The organism is Bradyrhizobium sp. HKCCYLRH3061, from assembly GCF_051168015.1.
In the GTDB taxonomy this organism is placed as follows: Bacteria; Pseudomonadota; Alphaproteobacteria; order Rhizobiales; family Xanthobacteraceae; genus Bradyrhizobium.
In genome coordinates this window covers 204,160-221,576 of the sequence record NZ_JBNPUE010000006.1, presented here as the reverse complement: position 1 = coordinate 221,576, position 17,417 = coordinate 204,160, and the positions used below count along the sequence as shown (strand labels likewise).

The window sequence follows — 17,417 nt, the reverse complement described above, 5'->3', positions numbered from 1 at the left end:
GGTCAACGGCTAGCGTCGTGACGAGCCGCGGCACCATGCTCGCAGACGATCATGGCATGCCCCGCCTGCTCGCCCGCCAGCGCCATCCATTTCGACGCCTGCTGCAACCACTGATCGCGGCGGGCCGGATCGCGTTCGGCCTCCTCGCGACAACTCAATGCCGCAGTCATGCATGCCGATCTTCTGTCCATAAGATCATGGTCCGACACATCAACGCAAACGGCACTCACATGGGATATCGCGATTTCAGGTTGTGATCAATTCCACGCCGCCTTGCCGCTATGGTTCCGCATGGCGCATCGGCAATGAATGATGCGCGTGACAGGCGGCGACCGCGGCATGGCCGAACGCCACCGCGATCTGATGCAGGTCGGTGACGACGTCGCCGATGCCATAGAGTCCTGCGACGCCGCAGCGCTGCTTGGCATCGACCTCGAGAAAGCCCTCAGTCGTATGCCGCGCGCCGAGCCGGATGGCGAGGTCGGAGCGGACATCGGCCCCCATCGCAGGATACACGATCTCGAACCGCGCGCGGCTGCCATCGACGAACGACGCTTCGTGCGCACCGTCCCGGCGCTGCAACGCATGAAGCTGCGGCGTCACCCGAACGCCGGCGGCGGCAAGCTCCTGCCGCTTGGCCGCATCCTGCGCATCATCGATCGGGATCAAGGTGACGTCCGAACTGTAGACGCGCATGAACAGCGCCTTGCCGGCGGCATCGCCGAGCTCGCCCACGATCGCAATCTTGTGGCCGATGGTTTCGAAGCCGTCGCAGACGGGACAATAGCGCAGCTCGCCGTCACCGACCGCCGCTCGCCAATCGGCCAACGGCGGCTGCTTGTCGACAATCCCCGTTGCGAGGATGACGCGCTTTGCGGTGACCGTTCCGCGCTCATGAGTCGCAACGAGATCTGCATCGCGCGTGTCGAGAGCGCTCACCGTGCTCCGGATGATCGGAACGTGAAGTTCTTCGACCTGCCGCTGCATCCGTGCGAGCAGCTCGCTTCCAGGCATGCCGTTCGGAAAACCCGGCAGGTTATGGCTCCGGGGAATCAGCGCCGCCCGCGACGCGCCGCTGTCGACGATCACGACCCGGCGCCGGAACCGTGCGAGGTAGATCGCGGCCATCAGGCCTGCGGGACCGCCGCCGATGATAAGTACTTCGGTGTGCATTGTCGCTCTCGTTCAACTAACGGAACCAAATGTCGGGAGGCGGAACGGTTCCTGATCCTCTTGTCAACTGGCGGAGACGCCGGAACAAGAATGGAACCATTCACGGCCATCGAGTGTTAACTTATGTCGCTGCCGCGGCGGAAAAGCCGTGCAAACTTGGCAGCGAGGGGGATTTGTTGCGAGGGCGCGTGGATGCGATTTGTAAATTCGACCGATGAAAGCTTGATGGCGTACTACGAAAGTGTCCGAAAGCAGGTGGCCGCCGACAGCCGGATCGGGGGCCCCTACCGCCTGATCGGTGATCGGGCCAAGCAGTATGCGCAGGAGCTCCAGGCCGAGATGCGGCGGCGGCAGTTGCGCTTCACGCCGATCGATTGGCCGAACTGATTTGGACAAGGATCGTGTGGCTCATCGAAGCCACCAGACAATCATTTGCGACAGCACGGTGGCTGCTATTGCGCCCTCTCCCCTTTTGGGAGAGACAAGTAGGAAAGAGCGGCAAACGCGGTTGGGTGAGGGGTCTCTCGCCACGAGAGCCGTACTCGGAGCAATACCGCTAGCAATACCCCTCACCCCACCGCGCACGCGGATAGGCCGGCGATGCCCTCTCCCACAAGGGGAGAGGGCGCTGTATCGTGCAGCTTCACTGCGGTGTTATACGAAGAGCGGCAGCAATCATTCCCACGACCAGCTCGAGAAATCATTCTCGAACTGCGGCACGTCCTTCCAGACCCCCTTGAGCTTCTTGTTGATGATCGTGATCCACTGCGGCTGGAACAGGAAACCCGCAGCGGCATCGGTCGCCAGCATGCGCTGGGCGTCGCCGAGCAGCTTGGCACGTCCGGTCTCATCAGGGGTATCGACGATCTTCTGATAGAGCTTGTCGAAGGCCTCGGACTGATAGCCGAAATAGTAGTTCTTCTCGGTGAACTTCACGAGATCGAACGGCTCGACATGCGAGACGATGGTCAGGTCGAAATCATGCGGCCCGTTGAACACTTGTGACAGCCACGCTGCCCATTCGAGGTTCTCGATCTTGGCGACGATGCCGACCTTAGCCAACTGAGCCGCAAGCACCTCGCCGCCCTGGCGCGCATAGGCCGGCGGCGGCAGCCGCAGCGACAATTGCAGCGGCGTGGTCACGCCGGCTTCGGCGAGCAGCTTCTTGGCCTTCTCCGGGTCGTAAGGATTGATGTCGGTGGTGTCGACATAGCCGAGCGAGCCCGGCACGTAGAAGCTGCCGATCGGCGTCCCCAGACCGTCGACGGCGCCTTCGATCATCGCCTTGCGATCGATCGCAGCAAGGATCGCGCGGCGGACGCGGACGTCGTCGAGCGGCTTCTTCTTGTTGTTGATGGTGACGATGGTCTTCGCCTTGGAGCCCCCGATCAGCACGGTGAAGCGCGGGTCGGACTTGAACTGGGGCAAGGTGCGCGCCGTTGTGCCGCGCGGGAAGGCGTCCACGTCGCCGGACAGCAGCGCCGCGACCTGCGCCGCCGGATCGGAGATGAAGCGTATCGTCACCTTGGACAGCTTCACGGCTGCGGCGTTGCGATACTCGGGCCATTTGTTCAAGGTCAGCGATGAGCCCTTGGCCCAGGCGCCCAGCGTGTAAGGCCCGGTGCCGACCGGCTGCGTCGCGTTGGTCGGTGCGCTCTTCGGCTCGACGATCGATGCGGTGGCCTGTCCGAGCAGGAACGGCAGGTTGGGCTCAGAATATTTCAGCTTGACGACGATGGTCTCGGCGTCGGGAGCCGTCACGGACTCCATCGCCTGGAACAGCGCCTTGTCCTTGTTGGTGCTGTTGGCGGCGCCGGCGCGCTCGAACGAGAACTTCACCGCGGCGGAGTCGAACGCCTCGCCGTTCTGGAATTTCACACCCTTGGCGAGCTTGAAGGTGTAGCTCTTCAGATCGGACGAGGCCTGCCAGCTCGAGGCCAGCAGCGGCGAAACCGAGCCGTCCTCGTTGATCTTGGTCAGCGTCTCATAGACGTTGTAGAGCGTCACCTCGGCGATGGCCGCCGCGGCCGCGCTGGTCGGATCGAGCCCCGGCGGCTCCAAGGTCATGCCGACGACGACGCTGTCCTTCTTGTTCTGCGCGTGAGCCGGCGCTGCGGCCGCAACGAGCGCGGCCAAGACGATGATCGATAGTCTTTTCAACATTGTTTGTTTCTCCCTGAGGAAACCAAATTACGCGTCAAAGCGGCTTCGAGACAAGTGGCTGCTGTTCCGTTGCGACGAGCGCCGGCAGCGTCATCACGCTTTCCGCTTTATGGCAGGCGGCCGAATGCGCTCCCGTGAGCGTTCGCAATGCGGGGGCCGTCGTGCGGCACTGCGCATCGGCGAGCGGACAGCGCGGCGCATAGGCACACCCGGCGGCTCCCGATGACTGCGAGGCGATCGCAACGTCCGTACGCCGGCGCCTGACAGCGCCAGCCTGCGCGCGAGGCACGGCGTCGAGCAACGCGCGCGTATAAGGATGCGCGCATTGGCCGAACAGGTCCTCCGGCCGCCCGCGCTCGACGATGCGGCCGAGATACATCACCGCGACCTCGTCGCAGAGATAGTCGACGACCGCGAGGTCATGGCTGATCAGCACGTAGCTGAGGCCGTACTGCTCCTGCAGGTCCTGCATCAGGTTGAGCACCTGCGCCTGCACCGACACGTCCAGCGCGCTGACTGGCTCGTCGGCGACGATCAGCCTGGGCTGGGTGATCAACGCCCGCGCGATCGCGATGCGCTGGCGCTGGCCGCCGGAAAACTCGTGCGGATATTTGTCCATGTCGGCATCGCGCAATCCGACCTGCCGCAGCACCGTGGCCACGCGCGTGCGCAGGACTTCGCGATCAGGAGACTCCAGAGCGGTCAGCGGCTCGGCGACGATGCGCGCAATGGTCTGGCGCGGATCGAGCGATCCGTACGGGTCTTGGAACACCATCTGGAATTCGCGGCGGGCGCGCCGCAACTCATCCGCCGAAAGGCGGTGGAGATCGCGTCCAGCCATCAGCACCGATCCCGATGACGGCTTCTCCAGCGCCATGATCAGCCGCGCCAAGGTCGATTTGCCGGAGCCGGACTCACCGACGATGCCGAGACTCCTGCCCGCCATCAACGACAGCGACACGCCGTTCAACGCGAGCACCTCGCCGGGCGGCCGCAGCAGACTCTCGCGCGGCAGCGCATAGCGCTGCACGAGATCCGTGACCTCGAGCAGCGGCGTCTCGGCCGACATCTGCGCGGCGGTGCTCAAGCGACCACTCCCACCGGGTCACGCGCGAGCGCGGCATCGGCGCGGATGCAGCGGACGCCGTGCCCGGCGCCGATCTCGCCCAGACACGGCAGCGCGGTGCGGCAGGCGTCGATCACCAGCCCACAGCGATCTGCGAACGGACAACCGGCCGGCAGATCGGCCAGCTCCGGCACCGTGCCGGCAATGGTCGAGAGGCGCGTGCCCTTGCGGGCCCCGAGCCGCGGCCGCGCCCTGAACAGGCCCTGCGTGTAGGGATGACCCATGCGCGAGAACACCGCGTCCGTGGTGCCGCTCTCGACCACCGTGCCGCCATACATCACGATCATGCGCTGCACGTTCTCGGCGATCACGCCGAGATCATGCGAGATCAGGATCATTGCCATGCCGCGCTCGGCGACCAGATCGGCGATGAGATCGAGGATCTGGCGCTGGATGGTGACGTCGAGCGCGGTGGTCGGCTCGTCGGCAATCAGCACGTCGGGCTTGCAGGCAAGCGCCATCGCGATCGTGATGCGCTGGCGCTGGCCGCCGGAGAACTGGTGCGGATAGGCGTCGTAGCGTCGGGCGGGGTCCGGCAGACCGACGCGGTCGAGCAGCGCGATCGCCTGGCGCTTCGCCTCGGTCGTCGTGCAGCCGGTATGCCGCAGCAGCGGCTCGGCCACCTGATGGCCGATCGTGTGCATCGGGTTGAGCGCGGTCATCGGCTCCTGAAAGATCATGCTGATGCGGTTGCCGCGCAGCGTGCAATAATCGGCATCACCGAGACCGACCAGCTCTCGGCCATCAAGCTTGATGCTGCCGCTAACGACGGCGCTGTCGGGCAGAAGCCCAAGCAGAGCGAGCGCGGTGATCGACTTGCCGCAGCCGGACTCGCCGACGATGCCGAGCGTCTCGCCGCGCCGGAGCGCGAAGGAGACCTCGCGCACAGCTTGCGCCGAGCCGCGGCTGGTATTGAGCCGAATGCCGAGACCCGACACATCGAGCAGAGGCTGATCGCTCGCCATCATCGCTGCCTCGCCAGCCGTGGGTCGAGCAGATCGCGCAAGCCGTCGCCGAGCAGGTTGAGGCCGAGCACCGCGAGCGCGATGGCGGCGCCCGGATACACGGCGAGGCTCGGCGACTGGAACAGCAATGTCTGCGCATCGTTCAGCATCCGTCCCCAGGACGGCTGCGGCGGCTGGGTGCCCAAGCCGAGATAGGAGAGCGCCGCCTCAGCCAGGATCGCCAGGGCGAACTGGATCGTCGCCTGCACGATCAGGATCGACAGGATGTTCGGCAGCACGTGCTCGATGGTGATGCGGAAGCGGCCCTTGCCGGCGGCGCGCGCCGCCAGGATGAACTCGCGCGCCCAGATCGCGCCGGCCTGGCCGCGGGTGACGCGCACGAACACCGGGATCTGGAAGATGCCGATCGCGGCGATCGACGTCGCCATGCCCGGCCCGATCACCGCCGCCAGCATGATCGCCGACAGCACCGCGGGAAAGGCGAAGGTGAAGTCGCTGAAGCGCATGATCAGCTCCTCGGTCCAGCCGCGCCGGGCGGCCGCGACCAGGCCGAGGCAGACGCCGCAGGTGAGACCGATGCCGACGGCGATGACGCCGACCAGAATGGTCGCGCGGGCACCCACCAGCAATAGCGAGACGATGTCGCGGCCGAGCACGTCGGTGCCGAGCCAATGCGCTGCTGATGGCGGCCGCAATTTGGATGCGACGTCGATCTCATAGGCCGACCATGGCGTCCATACCAGCGACAGCAGTGCGGCGCCAAGCACCAGCAGACAGAGCAGCGCGCCGACCGTGAAGCTGCGATGGCGCAGCGCGCGGCGCCAGAACGCATTGGACGCAGGCGCAGCGCCCGTTTGAACGACCACGGCAGAACTCACAACTCGTGCACCTTGATGCGCGGATCGATCACCGCATACAGCACATCGACCACGAAGTTGACGATGATGACCATCGCCGCCAGCAGCATCACGCAGTTGCGCACGACGATCAGGTCGCGGTTGGCGATCGACTGGAAGATGAGGCGCCCCAGGCCGGGCAGATAGAACACGTTCTCGATCACGATGGTGCCGGCGAGCAGATTGGCGAATTGCAGCCCCATCACGGTGAGCACCGGGATCATCGCGTTGCGCAGCACGTGCTGCCACAGCACCTCGCGCTTGGTCAGGCCCTTGGCGCGCGCGGTGCGCACGAAATCCTCGCGCAGCACGTCGAGCACGGCCGAGCGCGTCACCCGCGCCAGGATCGCGGCCTGCACCACGGCCAGCGCCACAGCCGGCAACAGCAGCGCGCGCAGGCCCGGCCAGATGCCGTCCTCCCAGCCGGGGAAGCCGCCGGCCGACAGCCATTGCAGCTTCACTGCAAACAACAGGATGAGGAGGATCGCGAACCAGAAGTTCGGCAAGGCGATGCCGATCTGGGTCAGCGACATCACGCCGACGTCGCCGAGGCGGTTGTGATTGGCGGCCGTGTAGATGCCGGCCGCGAGCGCCAGCACGGTCGTGAGTCCCATGGCCAGGATCGCGAGCGGAATGGTCATCGCCAGCCGCTCGCGGATCAGTTCGGCCACCGGCGTTCCATAGGCGTAGCTGTTGCCGAGATCGCCGGTCAGCAGGCCGCCGATCCAGTGCAGGTAGCGCCAGGCCAGCGGCTGATCCAGCCCGAGCTTGACGGTCAGCGCCCTCACCGCATCGGGCGAGGCATCCGCGCCCATCAGCATCTGGGCGGCGTTACCCGGGAGCGCGTCGAGCACCAGGAATATGATCAGCGACGCGCCGACGAGGGTCGCCAGCAGGGTCAGGAAGCGCCGCAGCAGAAAAACGCTCATTCGCGCCGGGACTCCAGTTTTCGGCGGCCGCACGTTCCACAGCTTTCGGCTCCGATGCAAGCCCGTTGCCTGCATGATTGCCATTGCCCGACGCAGGCACCTTCGCACACCGCACCGGCCGGGGTATCGCCCGCTTGATCCCGGTCAACGGCGGAGCGCCGGCGACCGCCATCATGCGGCTGATCGCAACAACGCAAGGGCCCATCTCGATCATGACCATCCGTCCGAGCTTTCTCTGGGGCGCCTCGACCTCGGCCTTCCAGATCGAGGGCGCAGCGCACCTCGACGGCCGCGCCGACAGCATCTGGGATGTCTATCTGCGCGCCCCCGGCCGGGTGAGCCACAACGACACCGCCGAGACCGCCTGCGATCACTATCATCGCTACGCTGCGGACGTAGCGCTGATGCGCGATCTCGGCCTCAATGCCTATCGGTTCTCGGTCGCCTGGCCGCGGCTGCTACCGCAGGGCCGCGGCGCGGCCAACGAAGCCGGTCTCGCCTTCTACGACCGCCTCATCGACGCCCTGCTTGCCGCTGAGATAGAGCCGTGGCTCTGTCTCTACCACTGGGACCTGCCGCAGGCGCTGGAGGCGCTCGGCGGCTGGCAGAACCGCGACATCGCCGGCTGGTTCGCCGACTATGCCGCGCTGGTCGCGCGGCGCTATGGCGACCGGGTCAAGCGCTTCGCGACCTTCAACGAGCCGTGCGTGTTCACCCTGTTCGGCTACGGCCTCGGCTGGCACGCGCCGGGGATCGCCGATCGAGCGGCCCTGCACAAGGCCATTCATCACGTCAATCTCGGCCATGGCCGCGCCGTCGACGTGCTGCGCAGGGACGTGGCCGGCGCCTCGATCGGCGCCATCCACAATCGGCAGCCCTGCTACCCTGCGAGCGACAGTGCGGAGGACGCCGCGGCCGCCTTGCGGCTCGCCGCCTATTGGAACGATGCCTTCCCGTTTCCGCAGGCCTTTGCCTGCTACCCGCCGGAGCTCCAGGAGGCCGTCGCACCCTATATCGCAGCCGGCGACATGGCGCAGATCGCTCGCCCCGTCGACTGGTTCGGCCTCAATCACTATTCGCCGCATTACGTCAAGGCGGGCAGCAACCTGATGGGCGCCAGCTTCGGACCGCCTCCCGCGGAAGTGCCGCGCAGCGCAATCGGCTGGCCTGTCGTGCCCGAGGCGTTCCGCGATACGCTCCTGGACATCCACAGCCGGTTCCGGCTTCCGATCTACGTCCTGGAGAACGGAACGGCGGCCAATGACACCATCGATGCATCCGGCTGCATCCAGGACGACGGCAGGATCGGCTATCTCAAGGCGTATACGACCGCGATGGAACAGGCGATCGCGGCGGGCGCCGACGTGCGCGGCTATTTCGTCTGGTCGCTGCTGGATAATTTTGAATGGGGGGCAGGCTATTCGCAGCGCTTCGGCATTGTCTATGTCGATCGCGCCACCCAGCGCCGCATTCCCAAGGCGTCGGCGCGGTGGTATTCGAACATGATTGCGGCTCACCGGGCATCCGACGATCCCGCCGGGCGGCACAACCGGGCGGAAGAGTGAGGATGAGCGAACGCGTTCTTCTGGGCGACATCGGCGGCACCAATGCGCGCTTCGCGCTGCTTGACGGCGGCACCATCGGCGAGGTTGCTCATCTCAAGGTCGCGGATTTTCCGACCATCGCTGACGCGATCACCGACTTCCTCTCGCGCCAAGCAACCGGCGGAGCGCCCAACGCGGCCGTGCTCGACGTCGCCGGCCCGATCGAACGCAATCGCGGCATGCTGACCAACTCGACCTGGGTGATCGACGGCGCCGAGCTGGCGGAGCGGTTCAAGCTGCGCTCGGCCAAGCTCCTGAACGATTTCGAGGCGGTCGGCTGGTCGCTGCCAGCGCTACATCCCGACGACCTGTTTTCGCTTGGCGGAAGCGCCGCGGTCGACGGCGCGCCGATGCTGGTGATCGGCCCGGGCACTGGCTTCGGCGCCGCCTGCTATCTGCCGGGCGACGGCCACCCCATGGTTGCCGTGACCGAGGCCGGTCATGCCACGCTGCCGGCGACGACGGCGCGCGAGGCCACCGTGCTGGCGAAGATGCGCGAGCGCTTCGGCCATGTCTCGATCGAGCGCGCATTGTCCGGCATGGGCCTCGAGAATGTCTATCGAGCCGTCGCGGCGGTGGATGGCGTCGACGTGCCGCCGCGCGATGCCGCAGCGATTACCCACGCCGCGCTCGACGGCAGCTGCGCCACCAGCCGCGCGACGCTCGACATGTTCTGCGCCTGGCTCGGCGCTGTCGCCGGCAACCTCGCACTCACCTTCTGCGCCCGCGGCGGCGTCTACATCGCCGGCGGCATTCCGCCGCGGTTTCCGGACTACTTTGCCAGATCCGATTTCCGCCGGCAGTTCGAGAGCAAGGGGCGCTATGACAGCTATCTGCGTCCGATCCCGGTTCATCTCGTCACCAAGCCCGACATCAGCTTTCTCGGCCTCAAATCGTTCTTCGAGGCCGGCATCACCGCGAGCGGCGGCTCCCCGACGCACTGAGATCGAATGAGCGACATCGTCACGATCACGCCGAACCCGGCCGTCGACGTCTCGACGACCGTCGAGAAAATCGTGCCGGTGGCCAAGCTGCGCGGCACGACGCAACAGCGAGATCCCGGAGGCGGCGGCATCAACGTCGCCCGCGTCATCGCCCGACTCGGCGGCGACGTCACTGCGCTCTATCCGGTCGGCGGCCCGACCGGCCTGCTGCTGAAGCAACTCGTCGAGAAGGAAGGCGTCGCCAGCCACACCTGGGCAACGGCCGAGGACACGCGCGAGGATTTCTTCGTCCAGGAGCGCGTCAGCGGCCAGCCCTATCGCTTCATCCTGCCGGGTCCGACGCTGACCGAGGCCGAGTGGCAGGCCGGCCTTACCCTGCTCGCGGCCCAGGATCCGTTCCCCCGGTTCGTCGTCGGCAGCGGCAGCCTGCCGCGTGGCGTGCCGGCCGACTTCTACGCGCGCGTTGCGACGCTTGCACGATCACACGGCGCGCAATTCGTGCTCGACACCTCGGGACCAGCTTTGGCTGCGGCGGTTGCCGGCGGGGTCGACCTGATCAAGCCGTCGCTGCACGAGATGCAAGAGCTGGTCGGCGGCGCGCTGCCCGATGCAACGGCCTGGGAGAAAGCCGCCCACGCGCTGGTCGCGAGCGGCAAGGCCGGCGCCGTCGCGCTGACCATGGGTCATCTCGGCGCCCTGCTGGTCACCCGCCACCGCGTGCTGCGCGCTCAGCCGCTGACGATGGTGCCGGTCAACGCAGTCGGCGCCGGCGACAGTTTTCTCGGCGCGCTGGTCGCGAAGCTCGCCGCGGGCGAGCTGCTGGACGAAGCGTTTCGCTTTGCAGTCGCCGCAGGTGCGGCGGCGCTGCTGCGCACCGGCACCGCGCTGTCCGATCCCGCCGACGTCAGCCGTCTGCTGGCTGATGTGCGGCTCGAGACGGCGTGACATCGCTCGCCGTATCACCGTTGAGCCGATCCAGCGAGAGCAGCAACCCGCCGACGCGCTCCAGCGACGACATCCACTCGGCGAGGCGGTTGAAATTGTCCACCATCCAATTGAACGACCCCTGCACCAGCGTAAACGCGGCGGCAGCCTGGGTGAGTTCGCCCAGCGTCATCTGATCATCGAGGAACTTCGGCGCACACAGCACGAGACCGATGATCGGCGCGAGCAGCGAATTGAGATGAGACACCAGGGTATTGCGCATCAGCTGCCAGCACAGCCGCTTCCATTGCCGGATCGTGCGGTCGAGCGCCATCCACAGCCCAGCAATGACGCTGCGCTCTTCCTGCTTGGGCGCGATGCCTTCGCCGATGTCGCGCAAGTGATGCGCCGCGGTGATCAGCTCCGATTCGGCCTGGTTCTTGGTCTGGATGACGCGCGTGAGCGGCGAGCCGACCCACAGCATGGCCCCGGTCACCAGCCCGGAATAGATGACGACGCTGACCACCAGATAGCCTGGAATCCACAACTGGTGCCCGGCTACGGCAAAACCGATGGATCCGCCAACCTGCCACAGCACCTGGACGAACACGACCGCCGTCAGCAGCGAGGAGATCACACTGACCACGAAGTCGATCGGTGCATCGGTGGCGATGCGGATGTCCTCGGCAATGCGATACTCCGGAATCTTCAGATCGCCCTGCACCGTCGCGAGCCGCGCATAGCGATCGTTCTCGACCCAATAGTTGATCACCTTGGTGCTCAACCATTGCCGCCAGTTGCGTTGCATCACCATGCGGCCCCACACCGAGACGATCGCCAGCACGACGCTCGCCAGGCAGAGCGGAATGAGCAGAGTGGCCTGCTGCCGCAGCCGCGTCGGATCGCGGCCTTCCAATGCGTCGAAGAAATCCCTGTTCCAGTAATTGAACCGAAACTGCACGTAGAGCTGAAGCACCACGAGGACGATCAGGGCGACGCAGAGCAGCCAGACCCGCCATGCCGTCGATCCGAGCCAGAATTGCCGCGCCGTGAGCCAGAACCGCGACCATTCGCGATTGCCGTCCTCGTTCTCGTCGTCGGAGATCATTGGTGATCCGGATGGGTGCGATTGATGAGTCTTACCAAACATCCTTGCCTATGGTGGAACCGTTGTCATCTCGCGATTTAAGGGGCTCGCGGAGCGCCCTGCTTGATCTTGCGCAAGGCAGCCGCCGCCCGTCGCGACAAACTGAAGCTCGCGCTGCGATGCGGGAGATCACCGATGACGGCACCCGGCTACATCCGCTGGTTCAAGGACCTTCGTATCGAGGACGTGCCCGGGGTCGGCGGCAAGACGGCCTCGCTCGGCGAGCTGTATTCGGCGCTGGCGTCGCAGGGCGTGCGCGTACCCAACGGCTTCGCACTGACGGCCGCCGCCTATCGCGATGCCTTGCGCGCGACCGGCGCTGACGACGAGCTGCGCAAGCTGCTCGCAGGCCTCGACAAGCGCCGCATCGCCGATCTCGCCAAACGCGCGGCGAAGGCGCGCGCGATCGTTTTCGCGGCGACCAACCGTGACGACCTGCGCTACGAGGTCGCAGAGGCCTACAAGCAGCTGGAGCAGGAGTATGGCCGCGGCGTCGCGGTTGCCGTGCGCAGCTCGGCCACCGCCGAGGACCTGCCGAATGCGAGCTTCGCAGGCCAGCACGAGAGCTTTCTCAACATTCGCGGCGCCAAGGACCTGTTCGAGGCGTGCCGCCGCTGCTTCGCCTCGCTCTATACGGACCGCGCGATCTCCTACCGCATCGACAACGGTTTCGACCACGACAAGGTCGCGCTTTCGGTGGCGGTGATGAAGATGGTACGCTCGGACCGCGCCGCGAGCGGCGTGATGTTCTCGTTGGACACCGAGAGCGGCTTTCGCGACGTCGCCTTCATCACCGGGGTCTATGGCCTCGGCGAGACCATCGTGCAGGGCACGGTCGATCCGGACGAGTTCTACGTCCACAAGCCGACCTTCGCGGCCGGCTTCCGCAGCGTGCTGTCGCGCCGGCTCGGCGCCAAGGACAAGCGGATGGTCTATGCCAAAGCCGGCGTAAAGGCCGGCGCACGAAGCCGCGGCCCCACGACGCGCACCGAGACGACGCCGCCGGCCGACAGGGCGAAATTCTGCATCAGCGACGCCGACGTGCTGGAGCTGGCGCAGGCCACCATCGTCGTGGAGGCGCACTACTCGCAGAAGGCCGGCAGGCCGACACCGATGGACATCGAATGGGCCAAGGACGGCCGCGACGGTGCGCTCTACATCATCCAGGCGCGGCCGGAGACGGTGGCCTCGCAGCGGCGGCCCGAGGCGATCGAGACCTACGTTCTGAAGAAGACCGGCAGGACGCTGGCAACCGGCCGCGCCGTGGGCGAAAAGATCGCCACCGGTAAGATCCGCTTGATCCGCAATCCCAAGGATCTGAACGCGTTCCGCCCCGGCGAGGTGCTGGTCGCCGCGTCGACCAGTCCGGACTGGGAGCCGGTGATGAAGACCGCGGCGGCGATCGTCACGGATCATGGCGGCCGCACCTGCCATGCCGCGATCGTCGCTCGGGAGCTCGGCGTGCCGGCCGTGGTCGGCACGGAGGATTTCAGCAAGCGCGCGAAGACCGGAACGACGGTCACCGTCTGCTGCGCCGAGGGCGATGCCGGCCATGTCTACGACGGCGCACTGCCGTTCGATGTCGAGCGCCTGGCGATCGACAGACTGGAGAAGCCGCGCACCGAGATCATGGTCAATCTCGGCAACCCCGAACTGGCCTTCAAGACCGCGCTGCTGCCGAACGATGGCGTGGGCCTTGCGCGCATGGAGTTCATCATCAACCAGGCGATCGGCATCCACCCGATGGCGCTGGCGACGCCCGCAAAGGTAACCACGGCAAAAGATCGCGCGACGATCAAGCGCCTGACCGCGCGCTACAAGAAGCCCGCCGACTTCTTCGTCGAGCGGCTGTCGGAAGGCGTCGGCACCATCGCCGCGGCATTCTACCCGCGGCCGGTGATCGTGCGCCTCTCGGACTTCAAGACCAACGAATATGCCAGCCTGATCGGCGGCTCCGATTTCGAGCCGAAGGAAGAGAACCCGATGCTCGGCTTCCGCGGCGCCTCGCGCTATGCGCATCCCGCCTACGCCGCCGGTTTCGCGCTGGAATGCGCGGCGTTGCAGCGCGTGCGCGACACGATGGGGCTCTCCAATCTGAAGATCATGATCCCGTTCTGCCGCCGCGTGGAGGAGGCACGCAAGGTGATTGCGGCGATGGCCGGGCATGGCCTCGTGAGAGGCGAAAACGGGCTCGAGATCTACATGATGTGCGAGATCCCGAACAACGTCATCCTGATCGACGAGTTCGCCAAACATTTCGACGGCTTCTCGATCGGCTCCAACGATCTCACCCAGCTCACGCTCGGCGTCGACCGCGACTCCGACATCGTCGCCTTCGATTTCGACGAGCGTGATCCCGGCCTGCTGGCGATGCTGCGGATGGCGGTCGAGGGCGCGCACCGCAACCATCGCCATGTCGGCATCTGCGGCGAGGCGCCGGCCAACTATCCGGAAGTCGCGCGCTATCTGGCCGAACTCGGCATCGATTCGATCAGCGTCAATCCGGCGAGCGTCGTGCGCACCATGGAGATCGTCCGCACCGCCGAGCGGGAGCTCGCGACCCACAGGCCGCAGGCGCTGGCAAGCTGATCATCGCCGAAATTCAGGAACTGGTCTTGAAGAAGTCCAGCACGGTCGAAGCGCCGCCGATGACGTCGCCGCCGCCATAGAGGCTTGCCAGGAACGTGCCGCGATGGCTGGCGCCGGCGACCGCGATGCCTTGCGCAAAGCGGCCGTCGGCCGCCAGCGGCATCTTGACGAGGCTCGGCGGCAGCGCCTCGTCGAGAAGGCCGTAGTAGAACCGCATCGGGGCGTCATAGTCCCAATAGGTCGAGCTGTTGCCGGCCAGGCGGCGGAGGAAGCGGCTGTTGGTCTCGTGGGTGAAGCGCTCGAAGAAGCCGTCGACCAGCAGATCCGAGGGCTGCGGCACCGACTTGCCGAACGTCTCGTCCATGCTATAGCCGGCCCAGTATTTCTCGGCCAGCGCGACGTGCTGCGGCTTGATCGCAGTCTTGAACAGGTCGCCGAGCCGGTAATACTGGCGATAGCTGCCCAGGAGGACGATGACGCACGGCGTGATCCAGATCGGCTGCTTCGGATAGGTGCTGTCGGTCGACGCGCTGCCCGGTTGGGCGGACACCCAATAGCGCATCGAATCCGCAAGATTGTTGAACGGACTTTGCGTGGCGCTCGCCGCCACCGCGACGCGCCGCCGCTGCAGCTCCTGGCGCAGCCATTGCGTGTTCAAGGCACCCTGCGACCAGCCGTTCAGGAACAGCCCGGTCTTTCGCAGGCCAAGATGAGCGAGCGCGAGCAGACCCGCGTTCAACACGTCCAGGCAGCACTGCACGGTCGCGTCCTTCACCGCATAGGCCTCGCCTCGCCCCTGGCGATACGGTCCCTTGCCGAGATAGTCGGCCGCGATCAACGCAAACCCGTTGCCGACCAGGCGCTGGACGTTGAACAGCGTCTCGATCGAATCGACATTGTCGCGCGGCTCGTAGTTCGGATCGGCCAGCTTGACGAGATTGGACGGGACCTGGTCGAACGACAGGATGGTGCCGTGCTGCCACGACACGACCGGCAGTGCGCCCTTGTGATCGGCGGGCAGCGCGAGCAGGCCGCTGACCTTGACGCGCTCACCGGTGCCGGGGATGCGCGTGTAGGTCGTCAGCCGGCGCAGTTCGACGTCGACCCGCGCCCCGTGCTTGTCGGCCGAGAATGGCGGCAAGATATTCTGCTCATTGAATACGGCGTGGAGCTTCGCTGCGAGCGCATCGAGCCGATCCTTGCTGACGCGCACCGGCCGGCCGAGGCTTGCGCCGTCACGTGGCTGCGCGAAAGCCGGGCCAGCGGAGAACGATAATGCCGCAGCGCCGAGGCCGAGGCCGGCTGAGGCCAGCAGCCTTCGGCGGGATGGCCGGCCGGCCGAGGCTGCGGAGCTGAGCTCCGACGGGGTCAGCTTGGCCGTCGGCTGGGCCAATGCCTCTTCGGGTCCCCCGACCAGGGTATCCAGGCCGATCATTCGCCGCTTCATCACGTCCCTCCGAGCCGACTACAGCCGAGGGTAGTTCGCAAAGCCTAGCACTTGCTAAATGGTGCAGTAATTGGAGCCGGATGTTTCGCCAGTCACCTGCTCTGTCGAGCCTCGCGTGGTCGCGTCGCGGCTCGCCTCCGCACGTCAAGCGCAGCCATGCGAATGATTAGCGATGGCGTTCTGCAGGCACACCAGGAAGAGATCGCGAGGACGAGATGAAGGCCTACCGCGCCGCTTCGAAGCCTCCGAGCACCGCGGTCAGGTTCTGCCCGAGAATGTCCGAGAGATAGCCGCCCTCCTGCACGAACACCGTGGGAAGGCCGAGCCGCGCGATCGCGCCGCCGATGCGACGGAAACCTGGCGTGGTCACGGAGAGCCCCTTGAGCGGATCGTGCTCGGAGGCATCGAGGCCGAGCGCCACCACGAGCGCACCGGGCGCGAACGCATGGATCGTCTTGGCCGCGGTCTCGAACGCCTTGAGATAGGTGTCGTCGCCGCTCTTGAGCGGCAGCGGAATGTTGAGGTTGGCGCCAAGCCCGGCGCCTGCACCGCGCTCATGCGCATAGCCCCAGACGAACGGATAGTAATGCGTGGGGTCGGCGTGGATCGAGATGGTCAGCACGTCGGGCCGCTCGTAGAAGATGCCCTGCGTGCCGTTGCCGTGATGGACGTCGACGTCGAGGATGGCGACGCGCTCGTGGCGCTGACGCAGATGCGCGGCCGCGATGGCGGAGTTGTTCATGAAGCAGAAGCCCGAGGCCATGTCCCGATACGCATGGTGGCCCGGCGGCCGGCACAGTGCGTACATCGCATCCTCGCCGTCGAGCAGCAGTTGCGCTGCGGTCGCAGCCACGTCGGTCGCGGCGCAGGCGCCTTCCCACGTCCCCGGCCCGATCGGCGCTGAGGTATCGGTCGTGTGCCAGCCCAGCCGCCCGACGATGTGCGTCGGATAGGTGGCGGCATTGCGAACGGGATGAATGTTCGGGATCATTTCCGCACCGGCATCGCCGAGCGCGGCCCAGGCGTCCCACGCCTCTTCCAGGAAATTGAGGTATTCCGGACTGTGCACGCGCGCGCGAGCTTCCTGGCCGAAATGAAGCGGCGCGACCAACTCGTGATGGCCGGCCTTCAATCCCGCAAGCAAACGATCCGCCCGCTCGGGCTGCTCGGTGGTGCGCTTGACGACGCCACGCACCAGATAGAATTGCGGATCATGGCTGCGATGCAGCTCGGTGTAGACGGCCTTCACGCGCAATGGCTCCTGTTCGCTCGCACCGACGATTGTGCACGCAGTCACGACGGATACAAGCACGGATGGTTCGCACGTCGATCGGTCCGTGCCGGCAGCTTCCAACCGGCGGAACGGTACGCTGTGCATCGTATCTTCTCGGCAGCGAGTGCGTCGGGATCCAGGCGATCCGGCGCGTGAGGCGCGGTGGATGTGGGGAGAGATCCGCCGCGACGGCGGTCGACTGCGCCACGAAATCTGCAAAACCTCGGCGCGCAAGCC

The 17,417-nt window shown here is 66.1% G+C and carries 15 protein-coding genes; 5 read left to right on the top strand and 10 right to left on the bottom strand.

Features of this window, described 5'->3' with window-relative positions:
• Positions 1 to 2 precede the first annotated feature (2 nt).
• Together ACQR2C_RS13410 and ACQR2C_RS13405 are read right to left on the bottom strand one after the other, a co-directional pair.
• Entirely contained in the window at positions 3 to 170 is a 168-nt protein-coding gene (locus tag ACQR2C_RS13410) for a hypothetical protein (RefSeq protein WP_315803409.1), read from the bottom strand.
• 109 nt (positions 171 to 279) lie between these two features.
• Positions 280 to 1,173, bottom strand: coding sequence for an NAD(P)/FAD-dependent oxidoreductase (locus tag ACQR2C_RS13405; RefSeq protein WP_434881314.1), 894 nt, complete (start codon positions 1,171 to 1,173; stop codon positions 280 to 282).
• A gap of 225 nt (positions 1,174 to 1,398) precedes the next feature.
• On the opposite strand from ACQR2C_RS13405, the gene ACQR2C_RS13400 reads away from it, so the two are divergent.
• Complete coding sequence (locus ACQR2C_RS13400; RefSeq protein ID WP_315714266.1) at positions 1,399 to 1,560, top strand: hypothetical protein; 162 nt, start codon at positions 1,399 to 1,401, stop codon at positions 1,558 to 1,560.
• Positions 1,561 to 1,848: 288 nt separating this feature from the next.
• Here the strand turns inward: ACQR2C_RS13400 and ACQR2C_RS13395 are convergent, their stop codons facing one another.
• Genes ACQR2C_RS13395 through ACQR2C_RS13375 form a run of 5 tightly spaced genes read right to left on the bottom strand, consistent with a single transcriptional unit; the run spans position 1,849 to position 7,252 of the window.
• Positions 1,849 to 3,336, bottom strand: coding sequence for an ABC transporter substrate-binding protein (locus ACQR2C_RS13395; RefSeq protein ID WP_315803407.1), 1,488 nt, complete (start codon positions 3,334 to 3,336; stop codon positions 1,849 to 1,851).
• Positions 3,337 to 3,370: 34 nt separating this feature from the next.
• Positions 3,371 to 4,405: an ABC transporter ATP-binding protein gene (locus tag ACQR2C_RS13390; protein WP_315803501.1), complete on the bottom strand. Its 1,035-nt coding sequence runs from the start codon at positions 4,403 to 4,405 to the stop codon at positions 3,371 to 3,373.
• A 14-nt stretch (positions 4,406 to 4,419) separates the two neighbouring features.
• On the bottom strand, positions 4,420 to 5,430 hold the full coding sequence (locus ACQR2C_RS13385) for an ABC transporter ATP-binding protein (protein ID WP_434881313.1): 1,011 nt from the start codon (positions 5,428 to 5,430) through the stop codon (positions 4,420 to 4,422).
• Positions 5,427 to 6,293: an ABC transporter permease gene (locus ACQR2C_RS13380; RefSeq protein WP_316182444.1), complete on the bottom strand. Its 867-nt coding sequence runs from the start codon at positions 6,291 to 6,293 to the stop codon at positions 5,427 to 5,429. Before ACQR2C_RS13380 ends, ACQR2C_RS13385 begins: the two co-directional genes overlap by 4 nt.
• Positions 6,294 to 6,301: 8 nt before the next feature.
• Positions 6,302 to 7,252 carry an ABC transporter permease gene (locus tag ACQR2C_RS13375; protein ID WP_315803404.1) on the bottom strand — a complete coding sequence of 317 codons (951 nt, stop codon included), beginning with the start codon at positions 7,250 to 7,252 and terminating at the stop codon, positions 6,302 to 6,304.
• 212 nt (positions 7,253 to 7,464) lie between these two features.
• Between ACQR2C_RS13375 and ACQR2C_RS13370 the strand changes: the two genes are divergently transcribed.
• From ACQR2C_RS13370 to ACQR2C_RS13360, 3 genes are read left to right on the top strand one after another with little or no spacing between them, the layout of a single operon-like run.
• Positions 7,465 to 8,817: a GH1 family beta-glucosidase gene (locus tag ACQR2C_RS13370; protein ID WP_434881312.1), complete on the top strand. Its 1,353-nt coding sequence runs from the start codon at positions 7,465 to 7,467 to the stop codon at positions 8,815 to 8,817.
• A 2-nt stretch (positions 8,818 to 8,819) separates the two neighbouring features.
• Positions 8,820 to 9,800: a glucokinase gene (gene glk / locus ACQR2C_RS13365; protein ID WP_316217435.1), complete on the top strand. Its 981-nt coding sequence runs from the start codon at positions 8,820 to 8,822 to the stop codon at positions 9,798 to 9,800.
• 6 nt (positions 9,801 to 9,806) lie between these two features.
• Positions 9,807 to 10,745 (top strand): 1-phosphofructokinase family hexose kinase, encoded by a 939-nt coding sequence (locus ACQR2C_RS13360; RefSeq protein WP_315803402.1) that lies wholly within the window; start codon positions 9,807 to 9,809, stop codon positions 10,743 to 10,745.
• Here ACQR2C_RS13360 and ACQR2C_RS13355 read toward each other — a convergent pair.
• Positions 10,705 to 11,832 carry an SbmA/BacA-like family transporter gene (locus ACQR2C_RS13355; RefSeq protein WP_315803401.1) on the bottom strand — a complete coding sequence of 376 codons (1,128 nt, stop codon included), beginning with the start codon at positions 11,830 to 11,832 and terminating at the stop codon, positions 10,705 to 10,707. The two genes, ACQR2C_RS13360 and ACQR2C_RS13355, sit on opposite strands and share 41 nt — an antisense overlap.
• Positions 11,833 to 12,006: 174 nt before the next feature.
• Here ACQR2C_RS13355 and ppsA point away from each other — a divergent pair, with 174 nt between their 5' ends.
• Positions 12,007 to 14,460, top strand: coding sequence for a phosphoenolpyruvate synthase (ppsA, locus tag ACQR2C_RS13350; RefSeq protein WP_434881311.1), 2,454 nt, complete (start codon positions 12,007 to 12,009; stop codon positions 14,458 to 14,460).
• A 13-nt stretch (positions 14,461 to 14,473) separates the two neighbouring features.
• Here ppsA and ACQR2C_RS13345 read toward each other — a convergent pair whose 3' ends face one another.
• Both ACQR2C_RS13345 and ACQR2C_RS13340 read right to left on the bottom strand, forming a co-directional pair.
• Positions 14,474 to 15,907: a lysophospholipase gene (locus tag ACQR2C_RS13345; protein ID WP_434881310.1), complete on the bottom strand. Its 1,434-nt coding sequence runs from the start codon at positions 15,905 to 15,907 to the stop codon at positions 14,474 to 14,476.
• 223 nt (positions 15,908 to 16,130) lie between these two features.
• A complete protein-coding gene (locus ACQR2C_RS13340) occupies positions 16,131 to 17,156 on the bottom strand; it encodes a histone deacetylase family protein (RefSeq protein WP_315803398.1) in 1,026 nt (341 codons plus the stop codon).
• Positions 17,157 to 17,417 lie beyond the last annotated feature (261 nt).

Bases quoted from the DNA above. Each gene is read 5' to 3' on its own strand.
- glk (WP_316217435.1), top strand. From the start codon at position 8,820: ATGAGCGAACGCGTTCTTCTGGGCGACATCGGCGGCACCAATGCGCGC.
- ACQR2C_RS13390 (WP_315803501.1), bottom strand. From the start codon at position 4,405: ATGTCGGCCGAGACGCCGCTGCTCGAGGTCACGGATCTCGTGCAGCGC.
- ACQR2C_RS13405 (WP_434881314.1), bottom strand. From the start codon at position 1,173: ATGCACACCGAAGTACTTATCATCGGCGGCGGTCCCGCAGGCCTGATG.
- ACQR2C_RS13355 (WP_315803401.1), bottom strand. From the start codon at position 11,832: ATGATCTCCGACGACGAGAACGAGGACGGCAATCGCGAATGGTCGCGG.
- ACQR2C_RS13370 (WP_434881312.1), top strand. From the start codon at position 7,465: ATGACCATCCGTCCGAGCTTTCTCTGGGGCGCCTCGACCTCGGCCTTC.
- ppsA (WP_434881311.1), top strand. From the start codon at position 12,007: ATGACGGCACCCGGCTACATCCGCTGGTTCAAGGACCTTCGTATCGAG.
- ACQR2C_RS13395 (WP_315803407.1), bottom strand. From the start codon at position 3,336: ATGTTGAAAAGACTATCGATCATCGTCTTGGCCGCGCTCGTTGCGGCC.
- ACQR2C_RS13400 (WP_315714266.1), top strand. From the start codon at position 1,399: ATGGCGTACTACGAAAGTGTCCGAAAGCAGGTGGCCGCCGACAGCCGG.
- ACQR2C_RS13410 (WP_315803409.1), bottom strand. From the start codon at position 170: ATGACTGCGGCATTGAGTTGTCGCGAGGAGGCCGAACGCGATCCGGCC.
- ACQR2C_RS13345 (WP_434881310.1), bottom strand. From the start codon at position 15,907: ATGAAGCGGCGAATGATCGGCCTGGATACCCTGGTCGGGGGACCCGAA.
- ACQR2C_RS13375 (WP_315803404.1), bottom strand. From the start codon at position 7,252: ATGAGCGTTTTTCTGCTGCGGCGCTTCCTGACCCTGCTGGCGACCCTC.
- ACQR2C_RS13385 (WP_434881313.1), bottom strand. From the start codon at position 5,430: ATGATGGCGAGCGATCAGCCTCTGCTCGATGTGTCGGGTCTCGGCATT.
- ACQR2C_RS13360 (WP_315803402.1), top strand. From the start codon at position 9,807: ATGAGCGACATCGTCACGATCACGCCGAACCCGGCCGTCGACGTCTCG.